Genomic DNA, 16,774 nt, shown 5'->3' with positions numbered 1-16,774 from the left:
AGTCACTGGCGGTGTGTCAGGCGCCATCAATGGTGAATGTGCCGGCCCCATCGTCGGAACGCCGCCCGGAGCAAGCTCGCTCCCACAGGAGCGAAGAAATCCCTGTGGGAGCGAGCTTGCTCGCGATGGCGCCAGACCAGACAACATCAAACTTGAAGGTCTCAGTGCCGGCGTTTGAGGGTATCGGACGGCAATTCGCCGAACTGCTTGCGATAGCTGTCGGAGAACCGGCCCAGGTGCAGGAAGCCGTAATCCATCGCCACTTCGGTGACGTTGCGCACGTTGCAGGTCGGGTCGCTGAGGCAGGCGTTGATGCGTTCCAGGCGTTTCTGGCGCTGGTAGTTTTTCGGCGTAAGGCCGGCATTGCGCTCGAACAGTCCGTACAACGAGCGCAGGCTCATGTGCGCCTGGCGCGCCAGTGCTTCGCTGTCGATGTCCTGCTTGAGGTTATTGGCGATGTAATCGGCAATCGCCTCGAACGTGGCCGTCTGCGAGCCCGGTTCGAGGCGGCAGACATTGGTTTTCATCAGGCTGAGCATCTTGCTGACGATGATCTGCGTGTAATGCTCCTGCACCCTGGGGATCTGCTCGGTGGATTCAGCCTCCTGGCAGATCATCGCCAACAGGTTGACGAAACCTTCCAGTTCATTGAGCTGATAACGGTTTTCCAGAAACCGCACGCCCTGCCGCGGATAGCGCCAGCGCTGCTCATCGCAGACCGATTCGAACAAGCGGGTCGGGACTTTGAGGATGAATTTTTCGCAATCGGCGGAGTACGTCAGGTCCACCGGATCATCGGGATTGATCAGCAGCAATTCGCCGGGAGCGAAGTAATGTTCCTGGCCGTGGCCACGCCACAGGCAATTGCCGCGCAGCAGCACTTGCAGGTGATAAATGCTGTCCAGCGCACCGGACGTCACGCGCACGCTGGCACCGTAGCTGATGCGGCACAAGTCGAGGCTGGCGAACTTGCGATGATCAAGGCTGGCCAGCGGACTGCCGGCGCGGGGCATGAGAATGCAGTGATTGCCGACGTGCTGATTGACGTAGCCCGACACCGCATAAGGGTCGGCATGGTCGAATACTCTGCTGCGCTGACTCAACAGTTGAGCTTGCATCATCGGGTCACTCTCATTGTTGTTATAGGATGCGTCAGCCCATTCTAGAACCGAACCCCCTGTAGGAGCGAGCTTGCTCGCGATGGTCGTTAATGATAACGCGTGCTTTCTGGCTAAACGCGGCGTTTTCAAGTCCATCGCGAGCAAGCTCGCTCCTACAGTGTGGTGATCCCACAGGGTCGTGCTATCAGTCCTCGAGTGCGCGGACCCGCTCGTGGCGCTGTTGCTCTTCAGGCTGGGCGGTCGACTGCAAGGTGAAGTCGAACTCGATTTCGGCAAAGCGACCGCTCACACCATGGGCCGCCGCGCGCTGCTGATCGTCACTGAAGGTGATCCTGGCGATCAATTCGTCACGGGTGGCGTAGGCAAAATCGTCGTGCAGGTACTGATCGCCGTCGAGGTTGATCTGGGTGGTCAGGTGGCGATGATCCGGCGCGGAAATGAAGAAGTGCACGTGCGCCGGACGCTGGCCATGACGGCCCAGTTGATCGAGCAGTTGCTGGGTCGGACCGTCCGGCGGGCAGCCGTAGCCCGACGGCACGATGCTACGGAAACGGTAGCGGCCTTCGGCATCGGTCACGATGCGGCGACGCAGGTTGAATTCCGACTGCGTGGTATCGAAGTACGAGTAGGTGCCACCGGTATTGGCGTGCCAGACGTCTACCACGGCACCAGCCAGGGGTTCGCCAGCGGTGTTGAACACGCGGCCTTGCATGAACAGGGTCACGCCCGGATCGACGCCATCGTCGAGGCGCGCGTCGCCCACCGACAGCGGCGCACCCGCCACGTACAGCGGGCCTTCGATGGTGCGCGGCGTGCCGCCGGACTTGCCGGCCTGTTCGTCTTCGGCGTCCATCAACAGGTCGAGGTAATGCTCCAGACCGACACCGGCCACCAGCAGCCCGGCTTCCTGGCGCGCACCCAGCACGTTGAGGTAGTTGACGGCTTTCCAGAATTCTTCCGGGGTCACGGCCAGGTCTTCGATGATGTTCACCGAATCACGCAGGATGCGGTACACCAGCGCCTTGGTCCGTGGATTGCCGGCGTCGTTGAGCAGGCCGCTGGCTTCTTCGAGAAATTTCTGGACTTCGGCAGTGTGGGAGATCTTGACGTTCATTCTGGGTTCCTCATCTTGTAATTATTAGCGTAGCGCGCTGAACAGGCTGGGCTCAGCGGTCATCGTCACGGATGGAAGAAGGATGCCGGCACATCGCGTCGATCTCGATGGCCATGTACGGAAACAGTGGCAATTGCATCAGCAGGTCATGCAGTTCCTGAACGCTGTCGACATCGAACACGCTGTAGTTGGCGTAGTGCCCGGCGATGCGCCACAGGTGGCGCCACTTGCCCTGCTCCTGCAGGCGCTGGGCCAGGGCTTTTTCGTCAGCCTTGAGTTTGGCTGCCGCTTGCGGATTCATGTCGACCGGCAGGTTCACGGTCATTTTTACGTGGAACAGCATAATGCTCTCCTCAGGCTTGATGAATGGTCTTGTCGCGGCGGAAGAACGCCAGGCGCTCTTCATCCAGGCTCAGGCCCAGACCCGGTGTATTCGGCACGTGCAGTTCAAAATCGCGGTACACCAGCGGTTCGCTGAGAATGTCTTCGGTCAGCAGTAACGGGCCGAACAGCTCGGTGTCCCACGCCAGTTTGTTCAGCGTGACGAAGGCATGGGCCGAGGCCATGGTGCCCAAGCCACCTTCAAGCATGGTGCCGCCGTACAGGGCGATGCCGGCTGCTTCGGCGATGGAGGCGGTACGCAATACAGCGCGTGGGCCACCGTTCTTGGCGATTTTCAGGGCGAACACCGAGGCCGCGCCTTCGCGGGCCAGGTTGAACGCATCTTCCACGCATTCGATGGATTCGTCGGCCATGATCGGCGCCGGGCTCATGGCGTTGAGGCGGGCCATGCCGGCGCGGTTGTTGCGCGAGATCGGCTGTTCGATCAGGTCGATGCCGTTGGTACCGAGGATCCGGCAGGCGCGAATCGCGACGGCTTCGTCCCACGCCTGGTTGACGTCGACCCGCACACTGGCGCGGTCACCCAGGGCCTTCTTGATGGCGATGACGTGGGCCAGGTCGCGATTGACCTCGCCGGCACCGATCTTCAGTTTGAAAATGCGGTGGCGACGCAGGTCGAGCATTTTTTCCGCTTCGGCGATGTCTTTCTCGGTGTCGCCGCTGGCCAGGGTCCAGGCCACGGGCAGCGCGTCGCGAACACGGCCGCCGAGCAATTCGCTGACCGGCAGGCCGAGGCGTTTACCCAGGGCATCGAGCAGTGCGGTTTCAATACCGGATTTGGCGAAGGTGTTGCCGCGGATGCTGCGCTCCAGGCGCAACATGGCAGCGTTGACGTTGTTGCTGTCCTGGCCGATCAACAGCGGTGCGAAGTGCGTGTCGATGTTGGTCTTGATGCTGTCCGGGCTTTCATTGCCGTAGGCCAGGCCACCGATGGTGGTGGATTCGCCGATGCCTTCGATGCCGTCGGCGCAACGCACGCGAATGATCACCAGGGTCTGGTTCTGCATGGTGTGCATCGCCAGCTTGTGCGGGCGGATGGTCGGCAGATCGACGATGATCGTCTCGATCGATTCAATGGCTGTTGCAAGCATTTCGATACCCGTCAGGTTCTTGGAGTTCTGGAATCGATTCTCGTACGGCTTTTTTCGCGATGCCAATATAGAATTGGTCTGACTTGATACCTTAAAGGTATGCAACTGATTGACTGGAGGCTCCATGGAACTGCGGCACCTGCGTTACTTCCAGGTCTTGGCGCAAACCCTCAACTTCACCCGCGCCGCCGAGCTGCTGCACATCGCCCAGCCACCCTTGAGCCGGCAGATCCAGCAACTGGAGGACGAACTGGGGGTGATGCTGCTCGAGCGCGGCCGGCCGCTGAAGCTGACCGACGCCGGGCGGTTTTTCCATGAGCACTCCACAGCCCTGCTCGAACAACTGAACAAGGTCTGCGACAACACCCGGCGTATCGGGTTGGGAGAAAAGACCTGGCTGGGTATCGGCTTTGCGCCGTCGACACTGTATGGCGTGCTGCCGGAACTGATCCGCCGCTTGCGCAGCGGCGAGCCGCTGGAGCTGGAACTGGGGCTGTCGGAAATGACCACGTTGCAACAGGTGCAGGCGCTCAAGGCCGGGCGCATCGACATCGGTTTCGGCCGGATCCGCATCGACGATCCGGCCATCGTCCAGACCGTGCTCACCGAAGACCGCCTGGTCGCCGCCCTGCCCGCCGGGCATCCGCTGCTCGCCGGTCCCATCAGCCTGCGGGAGCTGGCAAAGGAACCCTTTGTGCTGTACCCCGGCAACCCACGGCCGAGTTACGCCGACCATGTGATTGCCCTGTTTGAGTCCTATGGCGTGCGCATCCACGTCGCGCAATGGACCAACGAGCTGCAAACGGCGATCGGCCTGGTGGGGGCAGGCATCGGGGTCACGCTGGTGCCCGCCTCGGTGCAGTTGCTGCACCGCGACGACATCGGTTTCACACCATTGCTGGAAGACAACGCCACCTCGCCGATCATTCTCAGCCGACGGGTGGGCGATGTGTCGCCGGGTTTGAACCATTGTTTGCGGATGATAGATGAGCTGCTGCCACCGGCAATTTAAGGCAGTAAATACCTGTGTCGAGGGAGCTTGTCGGAACCCCGCACCGCCCCGCTGGGCTGCGTAGCGGCCCTATCTGCACGTTTTCTAATGGGCGTTCCCGCCCCAGATCCAATTCCAGAACCCCGGCAACTCGACCGGCTGCGAAACGTCGCGCACGGTTCGCGCCATGGCAGCCCGCAGCAATGCGGCCTGATCCTCGTAAAACGGCTTGTCCGCGGTTTTCACCCCGGTCTCCCGGGCGCTGTCGAGCAGAATCTGCAGGTATTCGCGGGTATGCCGGGCGGTATAACGGTTGAGGTCGTGGAAGGTCACCACCACCGGAATCACCCCATCGACCACCGGCAGTTCGCCGCGGGCAATGCGTTCGCGGACTTCGGACATCGAACGCAGCATGTGCGACCGGCGCCGGGGGCTGGCGTTGAAGCCCCAGATTTTGCCGTCATTGGCGCTCAAGTCCGTCAACAGCACATGCAGGCCATGCCGCTGATAAGCGGCGAAGGTGCGTTTGTCGTAGTTCCAGAATGGCGGGCGCAGCAAGGTTGGGGGTGCGCCGGTGATCGCCGCGATGTCGGCGCTGCCATCGGTCAGGGACTGCTCCAGCTCCTGGGGCTCCAGCGAGCGATGATTGGTGTGCCAGGGCGTGGCGGTGTGGAAGCCCAGGATATGACCTTCGGCGTGTTCGCGGCGCATGATGTCCCGGCCCAGCTCGCTGCCGCCAGCCCGCGGTGCGCGGGTTTGCACGAAGAACACGGCTTTGATGCCCGGTTGCAGCGGGTTTTGCGCCAGGCTCTCGAGCACCGTCACGGTCGGGTTCCACCAGCTCGATGCACTGGGACCGTCATCGAAGGTCAGCAGAAAGCGGATGGGGGGTTGCTCGTGCAAACGCTGCTCGGTCTGCGCAGTCATTTCGATCGGTGCTGCGATGCACCCCAGCAGACCCACTGCCAAGGCGCACACCGTTAAACACTTGAACAACTGTTTCATCTTTTGCCTTGGGTCTCAGACCATCAAGTCGATACTTCAATTGGCAGGAATCCTTCGCCCGTTCATCCGTCGTCAGCCCGCATCGAGACGGCGGGCCGAGGTTGGATAAGGTACACAGAGTTTGGTTCCAGTGCTTGCCAAGCCCGTTTCGTCGCCACCAACTAAACTGAAAAAAATGCTCAACCAGAGTGTCAGGTCATGTGCGGACGACTGTCGCAATACCGCGGGATTCACGACTTCGTGGCGGTGCTGAGCATCCCCGACGCGCTGATCAACCACGTCGGCAACGAACCCCTGGCGCACTATAACGCCGCGCCCACCACGCAACTCGCCCTGTTGCACCTGGAGAATGATCGGCTGCACGCCGATGCCGTGCGCTGGGGTTGGCGACCGCACTGGGCGACGGATCGCACGGAGCCGGTCAATGCCCGGGTCGAGAAAGTCGCCCACGGCCCGTACTTCCGGGCGATCTGGCCCCATCGCGCGATTTGCCCGATTGATAACTGGTTCGAATGGGTCGACGCCGGTGACGGCAACAAACAACCGTGGTTGATTCGGCGACGCAACCGGGCGCCGGTTTTCTGCGCGGCGATCGGTCAGTACCCCATCGGCGGAGCCCCTCACAGGGAGCACGACGGTTTCGTCATCCTGACGGCCGACAGCGCCGGTGGCCTGCTCGATGTGCATGACCGGCGGCCGGTGGTGTTCTCCCCCGAGCTGGCGCGGGAATGGCTGGACCCGGCCACGCCCAAGGAACGAGCCGAGGAAATGGCGTTATCCCAGGGCGAGGTCAGTGAGGTATTTGAGTGGTACAAGGTCGACAAGGCCGTTGGCAATGTCAGGAACCAGGGCGCCGCGCTGATTAAAGAAATTCCATGAACCTGTCAATGACGACAAAGCCCCACTCAGAAGGCGCAATGCTGTTCACTGTAGGAGCGAGCTTGCTCGCGATGGTCGTTAACGATAACGCGTGTTTACTGGCTAAACGCAGCGCCCTTGAATCCATCGCGAGCAAGCTCGCTCCTACAGATGTATTGGCGTGCCGGTCAGAACTTGCGGTCAGGCTCTGACAGTTCCTTACCGTCGTCAGGATGCTTCCAGTCCGGTACCGAACGCTTCTGCTGTTCAAGCTCTTCTTCCGTGGGTTCGTCCTCGTCTTCTTCCGGGTCCGGTTGTTTGGGTTCATTGGCCATGTTCACCTCGCTTCCTGAAGGGATCGGTCATCAATTTCAAGTTTAGATCAGTTCCCCTGCCCCGCTCAAAGCCACCAGCGCAACAAAAAGAAGAAGCCCATGCTCAACAGCATGCTGAGCAACGTATTGCGCGTGTAAAGCACCAGCCCGACCGCCACCAGTGAGCTGATCAGATAGGGATTATCCCAGTGCAGGTTCAGCTGTTTTTCCGGCATGAACACAATCGGCCCACAGATCGCGGTCAACATGCCCGGCACGGCAAACCCGAGGAACTGCCGGGCATTGCTGCTCAGGCGCACCGGCAGTCGCGGTTCCAGAAAAACATAGCGGTTGAGGAACACCAACACACCCATTCCGACAATCACTGCCCAGACCATCATGTGCGTCCACCGTAGAATTTATTGCAGACAAACCCGGCGGTCATGCCCGCCAGCCCTGACAGCACCAGCGCCGAGCCCCATTGCCAGTAACTGAACAACACCGAGCAGAACAGCGACACCGCCACGCACACCACGGTCGGCACGTTGCGTACCACCGGGGTGATCAGGGCAATGAAAGTGGCCGCGATGGAGAAGTCCAGGCCCAGGTGTTCCAGGCCCGGAATGCTGCTGCCGAGCACAATCCCCGCCAGGGTGAACAGGTTCCAGGCGATGTAGAACGTCAGGCCCACGCCCAGGGCGTACCAGCGGTTGAACTGCTGTTTGTCGTGCTGGCTGGTCAGGGCGAACAGCTCATCGGTGAGCAAGAACCCCAGCCCTGCACGCCAGCGCCCCGGCAATGGCGAAATCACCGAGCGCATGCTCATCCCGTAGAGCAAATGCTGGGAGGTCAGCAGCAGCGTAGTCAGCAAGATCGAAAAAATCCCGGCACCACCCTTGAGCATGCCAATGGCCACCAGTTGCGCGGCACCGGCAAACACAATGCTCGACAGACCCTGGCCTTGCAGGGGCGTGAGGTTGGCCTCGATGGCCATGGAACCGGCCAGCAGTCCCCAGGGCGCGGTGGCCAGGGACAGCGGCATGATCGCTGCGGCGCCGCGCAGAAAGGCACTGCGGGGCATGAGTGAGTTGGACATGACGCTCTACAGACAGGGAAAGACCCCAGACTTTGCCAGCTGTGGCGTTCAATGGCTTGAACAATCTTGCTCACTGATACGACTGCATGCCATTCATCGGCTACCCGCTTGATTCGCCAAAGTGGTAGCAACATGATGGCGCTGCATTTTCATCGAGGCAGGCCCTTCATGAGTTCAGTCGAAACCGACAGCGATGTTTATAAAACCCTGCTTGAGTCGACCCGGGCGATTCCCTGGCGCATCGACTGGAAAACCAAGACCTTCAGCTACATCGGGCCGCAGATCGAAGAACTGCTGGGCTGGACGCAGAATAGCTGGGCCTCGGTCAATGACTGGGTCGAGCGCATGCACCCGGATGATCGTGACTACGTGATGGACTTCTGCGTCTCGCAATCGCGCGCCGGTATCGATCACGAAGCCGACTATCGCGCACTCACCGAAAGCGGCGAGTACGTGTGGATCCGCGATGTGGTGCACGTGGTGCGCAAGGACGGCGAAGTCGAGGCGCTGGTGGGTTTCATGTTCGACATCAGCGAGCGCAAGAAAACCGAAGAACACCTGATCCGCCTGCAAAAACAGCTCGAAGAGTATTCCTTTCAGGACGGCCTGACCGGTATCGCCAACCGGCGCATGTTCGACACCGTGCTGGAACGCGAGTGGAACCACGCCCACCGCACCGGTTTGCCATTGTCGGTGCTGGTGCTGGATATCGACTACTTCAAGCAGTACAACGACCATTACGGCCACATCAAGGGCGACGAATGCCTGCGCCGCGTCGCGCAAACCTTGTCCCTGGCGGCGAACCGGCCACGGGATTTCATTGCGCGGATCGGCGGTGAAGAGTTTGTCTGGCTGCTGCCGGAAACCGATGCCGAATCCGCGCGGCTGGTGGCGCACAAATGCCTGCACCTGATTCGCCAGCAGCAGATTGCCCATGAATTCTCCGGGGTGTCGAACCTGCTGAGCGTCAGCCTCGGTGTCGGCACCACCGCCGTTTCACCGCATGCCACGGCCCTGGAATTCGTCGAACAGGTCGATCAGTTGCTCTACAAGGCCAAGCACAATGGCCGGATGCGCGCCGAGTTCGCTGATTTTCGTGATTGACAAACGGCGCGCCGGCTTTTAAAACTGGGCGCCTCACTCAGGGTGTAAGCAAGTATGTCCGCAACCTTCAACCTCAATACTTCCGTCTTTGGCTTGATTGCCAAGGCGCAAGGTTGCGTTGCGCACGCCCTCAAATCGAAGAAACAGTCGCTCATGTGACCGGGGCGCGCTGTCCCGTCAGATGAGCTGACAGGACATTGAGCGCGACGGACCACCCTCCCCTTGCTTACTCTCCTTCCACGCTCCTGACGGTGACGAAATCGGTCAACCATCAGGAGAAAGTGCATGTCAGCGTTTCAAGGTATCTGGGTTCCACTGGTCACACCGTTCCACAACGGCGCCATCGATTTCGTCGGTTTGCGCCGGCTGGTCAACCATCTGCTGGAAAAAGGTGTCGACGGCCTCATCGTTTGCGGCACCACCGGCGAACCGGCGGCGATGGGCAAACATGAGCAACTGGCGGTGCTCGATGCGGTGCTGGAGCTGGTGCCGGCGCAGCGGGTGGTCATGGGCCTGGCCGGTAACAACCTGATCGAGTTGTTGCAGTTCCAGAGCGAGATCCTCAAGCGCCCGGTGGCTGGCCTGCTGGTGCCGGCGCCGTATTACATCCGCCCCTCCCAGGCCGGCCTCGAAGCGTTTTTCCGCACGGTCGCCGATGCCTCCAGCGTTCCGCTGATCCTTTACGACATCCCTTACCGTACCGGCGTGACCTTCGAACAGGCGACCCTGCTCAACATCGTCGCCCACGAGCGGATCGTCGCCATCAAGGATTGCGGCGGTAATTTTTCGAACACCCTCGCCTTGCTCAACAGCGGCCATGTCGACGTGCTGTGCGGCGAAGACAACCAGATCTTCAATGCCCTGTGCCTGGGCGCCAAAGGTGCGATTGCCGCATCGGCGCATGTCCATCCCGAACTGTTCGTGCAGTTGCACCGGCAGATCCGCGGCAACCAATTGGCTGAAGGCCGCGCCACGTTTTTCCGTTTGCTGCCGCTGATCAACAGCCTGTTCCTGGAGCCCAACCCGGCCCCGGTGAAAACCGCGCTGGCCCTGCAAGGCTTGATCGGCGACGAACTGCGCGCACCGATGCAACGCAGTAGTGAATCGATGACTGAGCGTTTGAAGGGCGTGCTAAGGGCGTTGGATCGCGACAATCGATAGAGCGCCCGCCACCGGCCCGAGTACCATGGAGCGATTCGTTCAGCCTTCAGGGGCACCGACATGCTGTACCGAATCGCCGCCGATGGACTGATGCTGTTTCACCTGTTGTTCATTGTGTTTGTGTTGTTCGGCGGGTTGCTGGTGCTCAAATGGCGCCACCTGATCTGGTGGCATCCGCCCGCTGCGCTGTGGGGTATGGCGGTGGAATTCTTCCACCTGCCCTGCCCGCTGACCGACTGGGAAAACCGCATGCGTCATGGGGCCGGGCAAACCGGCTATGGCGGTGGATTCATCGAGCATTACATTTGGCCGGTGATTTACCCGGCCGGGCTGACACCCGGCATTCAGTTGGGATTGGGCGCCGTGGTGTTGCTGATCAACGTGCTGATCTATCTTCGGTTGATCAAGCGATGGGCAGCCTGAATCTTCAACCTGCCTGCCGGTCGCGCCCTGGCCATCCGACTGGTTCAAGGAACGGATCGGGTTGCCTGACGCCCGACGCTCAATTGGCAATCACGCTCATGTTCCGCCCACTGGCCTTGGCCACGTACAGCGCCTTGTCTGCCGCACCGATCAGGTCTTCGGGGCGGACCTGGGAATCGGCATTGCTGGCACACACGCCGACGCTGACGGTCACGGTGCCTTCCGGGCTGTCGCTGTGGGCGATGTCGGCCTGTAGCACCGCGCGGCGGATTTTCTCCGCCACCAGAAATGCCCCCACGTAATCGGAGCCAGGCAGCACCACGGCGAACTCTTCGCCACCATAGCGGGCGGCCAGGTCACCGGGGCGCTTGATGTTGTCCGTGATGATCGCGCTGACCTTGCGCAAACACTCATCACCGGCCAGGTGGCCGTAGCGGTCGTTGAACGGTTTGAAATGATCGACATCGATCATCAGCAGCGCCAACTCGGCCTGGCTGCGTCGGGCGCGCCCCATTTCGGCATCGATGAAAGCGTCGAGCTGACGCCGGTTGGCCAGCCCCGTCAGCGCGTCCTTGAGGGCCAGGCCCTCGAGGTTGCGATTGACCTCCAGGAGCTTGTCCTGGGTGTCCAGCAACTCGACCTGCACCAGATTCTGCTGCTTCATCAGCTTGATAAGCCGCAACCCCAGCACCCCGAGAAAACTCAGCAACAGCGTGACGATGCAGACGCTGAGCAGGGTTTCCCGGCGCCAACTGGCCAGCACTTCATCCTTGTTCAGCGCGGTAAAAACGATCAGCGGATAACCCTCGACCCGGCGGTACCCCGTCACCCGCTCGACACCGTCGACAATCGACCTGATCGTGGCCATGCCCCCGTCGCCCTTGGGCAACAACTGGGTGAACAATGGGCTCTTGGCGAGGCTGGTGCCGATATCCGTCTCCTTGAAGGGTCTGCGGATGACAATGCTGGCATTGTCGGCGATCAGGTTGATCACCCCGTTACTGCCCATGTCGATGCTGTCGTAGAGCTGCAGGAAATGACTGAGGTAAATCGTCGCCAGCGCCACCCCGGCAAAGCTGCCATCGGGATGATTGACCCGGCGCGAAACCGTCATGATCCATTCACCGCTCGAACGGCTCTTGATCGACGGCCCGATGTGCGGCCCACGGCTGGGATTATCGCGATGGAAGATGAAGTATTCGCGGTCGGAATTGTTGACGCCGGTCTGGCCGGCGCCATTGGAGTTGGCGATCCACTGCCCTTTTTCGTCGTAAACGAACAGGCCGTGGAGCTGGCTCAACTCACGGCGCTGGACGTTGAGCAGTTGTGGCAGCCGGGATTGATCCACACCTTCGTGCTCCAGACGATCGACCAGGGTGAACAGCAGCGTGTCGGCCTGCTTGATCGTTGCCTGCGCTTGCGAGGCCAGGGTCTGCGCAAGGTTGGACATCGCCACTTCCTTGTCATGCAGCAGGTACTGGCGTGAACTCCAGACCTCCCAGATCACGATAGCCATCATCGACAGGCACACCGCCGCCAGCAGGATCACCGCCGAACGGACTTTGAGTCGGGGCACGGCTGGCCGGAGCATTTCAATATGATCGTTGATCGACGGATGTCGCATGGTGCTCCCTGATTGTCTGTGACAGGGCGAGTCTTCCTGATCGCCGCTTTTGCTCACTATGCCTGCTACAGGCTCGCAATGATGTTAGCGCGCCGCCTGCTTTACCGCCTCCAGCCACGCCGGATCCAGGCGCGTCTGCCCGGTATCGATGCCCAGCGCTTGCATCCGTTCCTTGTGCTGATCCATTTCGCGGATCAACTGGCCGTGGTCGCTGGAGTTGCCATCGAGCTGATGCATCTGGTTCAACCCCAAATGGTAGAAACGCAACAGCTTCATGGCAACCGGATCACCCTGTTCCACGGCCGCCGTTACATGATGCATGACATTGGTGATGCTCATCAGGCTGCGCTTGAGTTGCCAACTATAGACCGCCGGCGCCATCCATTCCTGGCGCCAGAACACTTTGCGCATCAGCGCCGCCATCGCCAGCACCGCAACAAACACGCCACCGACATTGAAGCGCAGATTATCGCCCCCAGCCTCGCCGAACAGAGCCACCGCCGCCGTGGACAGAATCATCGCCAGCGCCAGAAAGATCAGGGCAATGATGACCGTGCTGCGCCGCGTCTGTTGCCGGTAGGTGTCGGCGTTCATCGGCTGGATTTCGAACATTGCGTCGGGTTTCCTGAGCTTCAATGGTAAAAAGGGGTCCGGGACAAAAAGACAGCGGGCCATTATCACCTCTGCGAGGGATTTAGCTATGCTGGGGGTCCTTTTCATCTTTTCATCTTTTCATCGTCAAGCGAGGGACGTGGCGAGACCACGCAGTTCGTGCCATCTTCTTTCATGAATACACATTATTCGGATGTCATTCGTGGTTGCTGTGTGAATGACATCGTTTTAAGGATCATTGAATGACCCAACGCCAAGTTATCAACGCCTCCGTCAGCCCCAAAGGCAGCCTGGAAACGCTCTCGCAACGGGAAGTCCAGCAATTGAGCGAAGCCGGTTCCGGCAGCACCTACACCCTCTTCCGCCAGTGCGCCCTGGCCATCCTCAACACTGGCGCCCATGTCGACAACGCCAAGACCATTCTTGAAGCCTATAAAGATTTTGAGATCCGCATTCACCAGCAGGACCGCGGCGTACGCTTGGAACTGCTGAACGCTCCGGCCGACGCCTTCGTTGACGGCGAAATGATCGCCAGCACCCGCGAAATGCTGTTCAGCGCCCTGCGTGACATCGTCTACACCGAAAACGAACTCGACAGCCAACGCATCGACCTGAGCAGCTCCCAGGGCATCAGCGACTACGTCTTCCACCTGCTGCGCAACGCCCGCACCCTGCGTCCCGGCGTCGAGCCGAAGATCGTGGTGTGCTGGGGCGGGCACTCGATCAACACCGAAGAATACAAATACACCAAGAAAGTCGGCCATGAACTGGGCCTGCGCAGCCTGGACATCTGCACCGGTTGCGGCCCCGGCGTGATGAAAGGCCCGATGAAAGGCGCGACCATCGCCCACGCCAAGCAACGCATCCACGGCGGCCGCTACCTGGGCCTGACCGAACCCGGAATCATCGCCGCCGAAGCGCCGAACCCGATCGTCAACGAACTGGTGATCCTGCCGGACATCGAAAAACGCCTGGAAGCCTTCGTCCGCGTCGGCCACGGCATCATCATCTTCCCGGGCGGCGCCGGGACGGCCGAGGAGTTCCTGTACCTGCTCGGCATCCTGATGCACCCGGGCAATGAAGGCCTGCCCCTCCCGGTGATCCTCACCGGGCCGAAACATGCCGCGCCGTACCTGGAACAACTGGACGCCTTCGTCGGTGCGACCCTGGGCGACGCCGCCAAGCGGCTCTACCAGATCATCATCGATGACCCGGCCGAAGTGGCCCGCCAGATGACCCAGGGCCTCAAGGCGGTCAAGCAGTTCCGTCGCGAGCGCAACGATGCGTTTCACTTCAACTGGCTGTTGAAAATCGACGAAGGCTTCCAGCGCCCGTTCGACCCGACCCACGAAAACATGGCCAACCTGAAACTGAGCCTCGACCTGCCGTCCCACGAACTGGCGGCCAACCTGCGCCGCGCGTTCTCCGGCATCGTCGCCGGCAACGTCAAGGACAAGGGCATCCGCCTGATCGAAGAGCACGGGCCGTACCAGATCCGTGGCGACGCGGCGATCATGCAGCCGCTGGACCTGCTGCTCAAAGCCTTCGTCGCCCAGCACCGCATGAAACTGCCGGGTGGGGCGGCGTATGTGCCGTGTTATCGCGTGGTGGCGTAGCCAATCTGGTCCACACGCTGTGGTGAGGGGAGCTTGCCCTCTCACCACAATGGATCACCACATCCTGACAAACACAAATTCCTGTGGCGAGGGAGCAAGCTCCCTCGCCACATTGGTGGTGTGAGCCAGAGGACTATTCGTCGGCTGTCGGACCGTCATCGCGAGCAAGCTCGCTCCCACAGGGACCGGGGACATCCGTAAAACTCTGGTCGGCTATCAGGCCGCCATCGCGAGCAGTCTCGCTCCCACAGTTGGGCCGGGTACATGTGAAAGAGCTTGGTCGGCTGTCAGGCCGCCTTCGCGGGCAAGCCAGCTCCCACAGAAAAGCAAAGGCAGTTCGGCGTACACCCACGCTCCTCACCACTCATCAGGCTGAGCGTTAGCTCGCCTGCAGCTCTTGATCTTGATCCACCCGCCCCCTCGGGAGGCTGAGTGGAGGTGTTTATCCGGGGATGGGCGCGCAGCGCCGTTCGACGCAGTCGAACTCATTGCATGTAGGTCGAAGCGAAGCCGACCGGAGGGCAATGCCCCCGGATGAATGCCGGAGCGAAGGAACCCCGAGCCTCAGCGAGGGGCCGTACGTAAGGGGCGAGACCTTTTGGTTACTTTTGGGGCGTTCGTTTGCCAAAAGTGACCCGCTGTAAGAGCGGAACCATAAGCGGCCGTTACCGCAGCAACGGATATGTACTCAATCAACAAAAGACAGGTCGGCTGTCAGGCCGCCATCGCGAGCAGGCTCGCTCCTACAGTTGGGCTGGGCACATCTGAAAGAAATGTGTCGGCTGGCAGGCCGCCTTCGCGAGCAAGCCCGCTCCCACAATTAGACCAAGTACATCTGACGGAAATGTGTTGGCTGTCAAACCCGCTCCTGCGGTTCAAGGCTGAAACGCCTGAGGCTCGGTGGACAGTGCTTTCGGCGGCCCGCCGGTATCTTCGAGGGAGGCTTTCTCGGCCACGAACTGCCAGTCCTTGTAGCTGGCCATGCCGTTGAAGTCCGACCACTCGCTGGGAAAGTTCACCTGCTTGAGCGGCTTCTCGGTGGACGGGCAGTACACACCGCTGATCCGTCCGTCGATACCGCGTATCAGCTCCCATTCGCCACCGGTCATCGGCTCCGGGTACAACTGCCGGATATGGTGCCTGGCCGACGGGAAACGCTCGTCCTGCAACAGGTCCGCGAGTTCTTTCGGGTACAGGGCGACACCAGGCGAACTGCGGTAATAGCTGCGCAGTGCCTGGGCATACTGCGTACCGACCCAGAGCAACTGGTTTTCGCGATCCCGGCGCGAAGCGGTGGCCCACAACTCGCCGGCACTGGCCAGGCCCATGCCTATCACGACAATCAGAAACAGCACACCCAGATAGGTGAAACCCTCCTGGCCCGATGGCTTACCACTCGGAATACAGGCTGCCATCACGCGCCCTCCCACTGGCTCCACTCTTGATATCGGCCACCCCGCCCGCCACGCCATCCGGTGGCGCGACCATGACCCAGGTGTCCTTGCGCTCGGAAATCGGGTCCAGCGGCTGGTTACGCAGGTACCGCAGTTCGACCAGCTGTTCGATGGAATCGGGATAACGCCCGGTGTCCCCGTAGTAGTGATCCAGCGCCTCGCGCATGGACGACAGACTCTGGTGCAGGGTGGTCTCTTTCGAGGCCTCCAGGCTGGTGAAGTAGCGTGGCAAGGCGATCGTCATCAGGGTCGCGATGATTGCCAAAACCACCATCAGTTCAATCAGGGTAAAACCCTTTTGCCGACGCATAGGCTCACCACTCTCGGTAGGCAATACCATTGAGACCCTTGCCCCGGACCTTGGAGTAAACGTCAAAGACGTCCTGGCCCTCCCGCGGGTCTTCAGCCGAACTGTCATAGGAACGCAGGCCCCAGCCGCCCCCGTCGTCACGCTTGACGGTTGCCAGCGGGTCACGGGGGATGCGCCGCAGGAAGTAGAACTTGGCACCCTTGGCGCTACGCACGTCACGCACACCATCGACCAGCACTTTCAGGTTCGGCGGGTAGCCGTTGCTGTCGAGCGTCTTCTCGATGTAGCCGGCGTCGAAGGCGCGTTTGTAGGCGTCGATGCCATCGCGGATCTCGTACAGCGCAGTCCGCAGTTCCTGCTCTTTGCCCCGGCGCACCACCGTCTCGGTCAGCGGTGCGGCCATGCCGGCCAGCAGGCCGACCAGAGCGAGCGTCACCACGACTTCGACCAGGCTGAAACCGCGTTGCGAGGCGTTCAT

General features: G+C 60.9%; 19 protein-coding genes. 6 read left to right on the top strand and 13 right to left on the bottom strand.

Features of this window, described 5'->3' with window-relative positions; translation table 11 throughout:
- Positions 1–161: 161 nt before the first annotated feature.
- The 4 genes from AC1DKH_RS22685 to AC1DKH_RS22670 all read right to left on the bottom strand — a co-directional run bounded on the left by AC1DKH_RS22685 (position 162) and on the right by AC1DKH_RS22670 (position 3,728).
- Positions 162–1,121, bottom strand: a complete 960-nt coding sequence (locus AC1DKH_RS22685; RefSeq protein WP_477753869.1) for an AraC family transcriptional regulator — start codon at positions 1,119–1,121, stop codon at positions 162–164.
- Between the two features lie 184 nt (positions 1,122–1,305).
- Entirely contained in the window at positions 1,306–2,235 is a 930-nt protein-coding gene (gene catA / locus AC1DKH_RS22680) for a catechol 1,2-dioxygenase (protein WP_477799365.1), read from the bottom strand.
- Positions 2,236–2,287: 52 nt separating this feature from the next.
- Positions 2,288–2,578, bottom strand: a complete 291-nt coding sequence (gene catC / locus AC1DKH_RS22675) for a muconolactone Delta-isomerase (protein WP_218432980.1) — start codon at positions 2,576–2,578, stop codon at positions 2,288–2,290.
- Positions 2,579–2,588: 10 nt separating this feature from the next.
- Positions 2,589–3,728 carry a muconate cycloisomerase family protein gene (locus AC1DKH_RS22670; RefSeq protein ID WP_477799364.1) on the bottom strand — a complete coding sequence of 380 codons (1,140 nt, stop codon included), beginning with the start codon at positions 3,726–3,728 and terminating at the stop codon, positions 2,589–2,591.
- Between the two features lie 124 nt (positions 3,729–3,852).
- Here AC1DKH_RS22670 and AC1DKH_RS22665 point away from each other — a divergent pair, with 124 nt between their 5' ends.
- Positions 3,853–4,740, top strand: a complete 888-nt coding sequence (locus AC1DKH_RS22665; protein ID WP_477753873.1) for a LysR family transcriptional regulator — start codon at positions 3,853–3,855, stop codon at positions 4,738–4,740.
- Between the two features lie 84 nt (positions 4,741–4,824).
- On the opposite strand, the gene AC1DKH_RS22660 is transcribed toward AC1DKH_RS22665, so the two are convergent.
- The gene (locus tag AC1DKH_RS22660; RefSeq protein ID WP_477799363.1) at positions 4,825–5,724 is read right to left on the bottom strand and encodes a polysaccharide deacetylase family protein; all 900 of its coding nucleotides are present in this window, start codon (positions 5,722–5,724) and stop codon (positions 4,825–4,827) included.
- 198 nt (positions 5,725–5,922) lie between these two features.
- Here AC1DKH_RS22660 and AC1DKH_RS22655 point away from each other — a divergent pair, with 198 nt between their 5' ends.
- On the top strand, positions 5,923–6,603 hold the full coding sequence (locus AC1DKH_RS22655; protein ID WP_477799362.1) for an SOS response-associated peptidase family protein: 681 nt from the start codon (positions 5,923–5,925) through the stop codon (positions 6,601–6,603).
- Positions 6,604–6,770: 167 nt separating this feature from the next.
- On the opposite strand, the gene AC1DKH_RS22650 is transcribed toward AC1DKH_RS22655, so the two are convergent.
- The 3 genes from AC1DKH_RS22650 to AC1DKH_RS22640 form a co-directional block, all read right to left on the bottom strand.
- On the bottom strand, positions 6,771–6,917 hold the full coding sequence (locus AC1DKH_RS22650; RefSeq protein ID WP_477788083.1) for a hypothetical protein: 147 nt from the start codon (positions 6,915–6,917) through the stop codon (positions 6,771–6,773).
- A gap of 65 nt (positions 6,918–6,982) precedes the next feature.
- Entirely contained in the window at positions 6,983–7,294 is a 312-nt protein-coding gene (locus AC1DKH_RS22645; protein ID WP_015095729.1) for an AzlD domain-containing protein, read from the bottom strand.
- Positions 7,294–7,992, bottom strand: a complete 699-nt coding sequence (locus AC1DKH_RS22640) for an AzlC family ABC transporter permease (protein WP_253427212.1) — start codon at positions 7,990–7,992, stop codon at positions 7,294–7,296. The genes AC1DKH_RS22645 and AC1DKH_RS22640 overlap by 1 nt, the downstream gene beginning before the upstream one ends.
- A gap of 168 nt (positions 7,993–8,160) precedes the next feature.
- Between AC1DKH_RS22640 and AC1DKH_RS22635 the strand changes: the two genes are divergently transcribed.
- From AC1DKH_RS22635 to AC1DKH_RS22625, 3 genes are all read left to right on the top strand, one after another.
- Complete coding sequence (locus tag AC1DKH_RS22635) at positions 8,161–9,096, top strand: sensor domain-containing diguanylate cyclase (protein WP_477799361.1); 936 nt, start codon at positions 8,161–8,163, stop codon at positions 9,094–9,096.
- A gap of 285 nt (positions 9,097–9,381) precedes the next feature.
- On the top strand, positions 9,382–10,257 hold the full coding sequence (gene dapA, locus AC1DKH_RS22630) for a 4-hydroxy-tetrahydrodipicolinate synthase (RefSeq protein ID WP_477799360.1): 876 nt from the start codon (positions 9,382–9,384) through the stop codon (positions 10,255–10,257).
- Positions 10,258–10,317: 60 nt separating this feature from the next.
- Complete coding sequence (locus AC1DKH_RS22625) at positions 10,318–10,680, top strand: DUF2784 domain-containing protein (RefSeq protein WP_477753878.1); 363 nt, start codon at positions 10,318–10,320, stop codon at positions 10,678–10,680.
- A gap of 79 nt (positions 10,681–10,759) precedes the next feature.
- On the opposite strand, the gene AC1DKH_RS22620 is transcribed toward AC1DKH_RS22625, so the two are convergent.
- On the bottom strand, positions 10,760–12,304 hold the full coding sequence (locus AC1DKH_RS22620) for a sensor domain-containing diguanylate cyclase (RefSeq protein WP_477799359.1): 1,545 nt from the start codon (positions 12,302–12,304) through the stop codon (positions 10,760–10,762).
- 84 nt (positions 12,305–12,388) lie between these two features.
- Positions 12,389–12,916, bottom strand: coding sequence for a DUF3087 domain-containing protein (locus tag AC1DKH_RS22615; protein WP_477764867.1), 528 nt, complete (start codon positions 12,914–12,916; stop codon positions 12,389–12,391).
- 242 nt (positions 12,917–13,158) lie between these two features.
- Here AC1DKH_RS22615 and ppnN point away from each other — a divergent pair, with 242 nt between their 5' ends.
- Positions 13,159–14,532, top strand: a complete 1,374-nt coding sequence (gene ppnN / locus AC1DKH_RS22610) for a nucleotide 5'-monophosphate nucleosidase PpnN (protein ID WP_477799358.1) — start codon at positions 13,159–13,161, stop codon at positions 14,530–14,532.
- Positions 14,533–15,407: 875 nt separating this feature from the next.
- Here the strand turns inward: ppnN and AC1DKH_RS22605 are convergent.
- From AC1DKH_RS22605 to AC1DKH_RS22595, 3 genes are read right to left on the bottom strand one after another with little or no spacing between them, the layout of a single operon-like run.
- Positions 15,408–15,947: a type II secretion system protein gene (locus AC1DKH_RS22605; protein WP_477799357.1), complete on the bottom strand. Its 540-nt coding sequence runs from the start codon at positions 15,945–15,947 to the stop codon at positions 15,408–15,410.
- Positions 15,922–16,296, bottom strand: coding sequence for a type II secretion system protein (locus AC1DKH_RS22600; protein ID WP_477754209.1), 375 nt, complete (start codon positions 16,294–16,296; stop codon positions 15,922–15,924). Before AC1DKH_RS22600 ends, AC1DKH_RS22605 begins: the two co-directional genes overlap by 26 nt.
- Before the next feature lie 4 nt (positions 16,297–16,300).
- Positions 16,301–16,774 carry a type II secretion system protein gene (locus AC1DKH_RS22595; protein WP_477754208.1) on the bottom strand — a complete coding sequence of 158 codons (474 nt, stop codon included), beginning with the start codon at positions 16,772–16,774 and terminating at the stop codon, positions 16,301–16,303.

Source organism: Pseudomonas sp. 05L36 (assembly GCF_056398125.1).
Note: the sequence above shows the minus strand (reverse complement) of the source record. Positions and strands in the feature narration are given on the sequence as shown.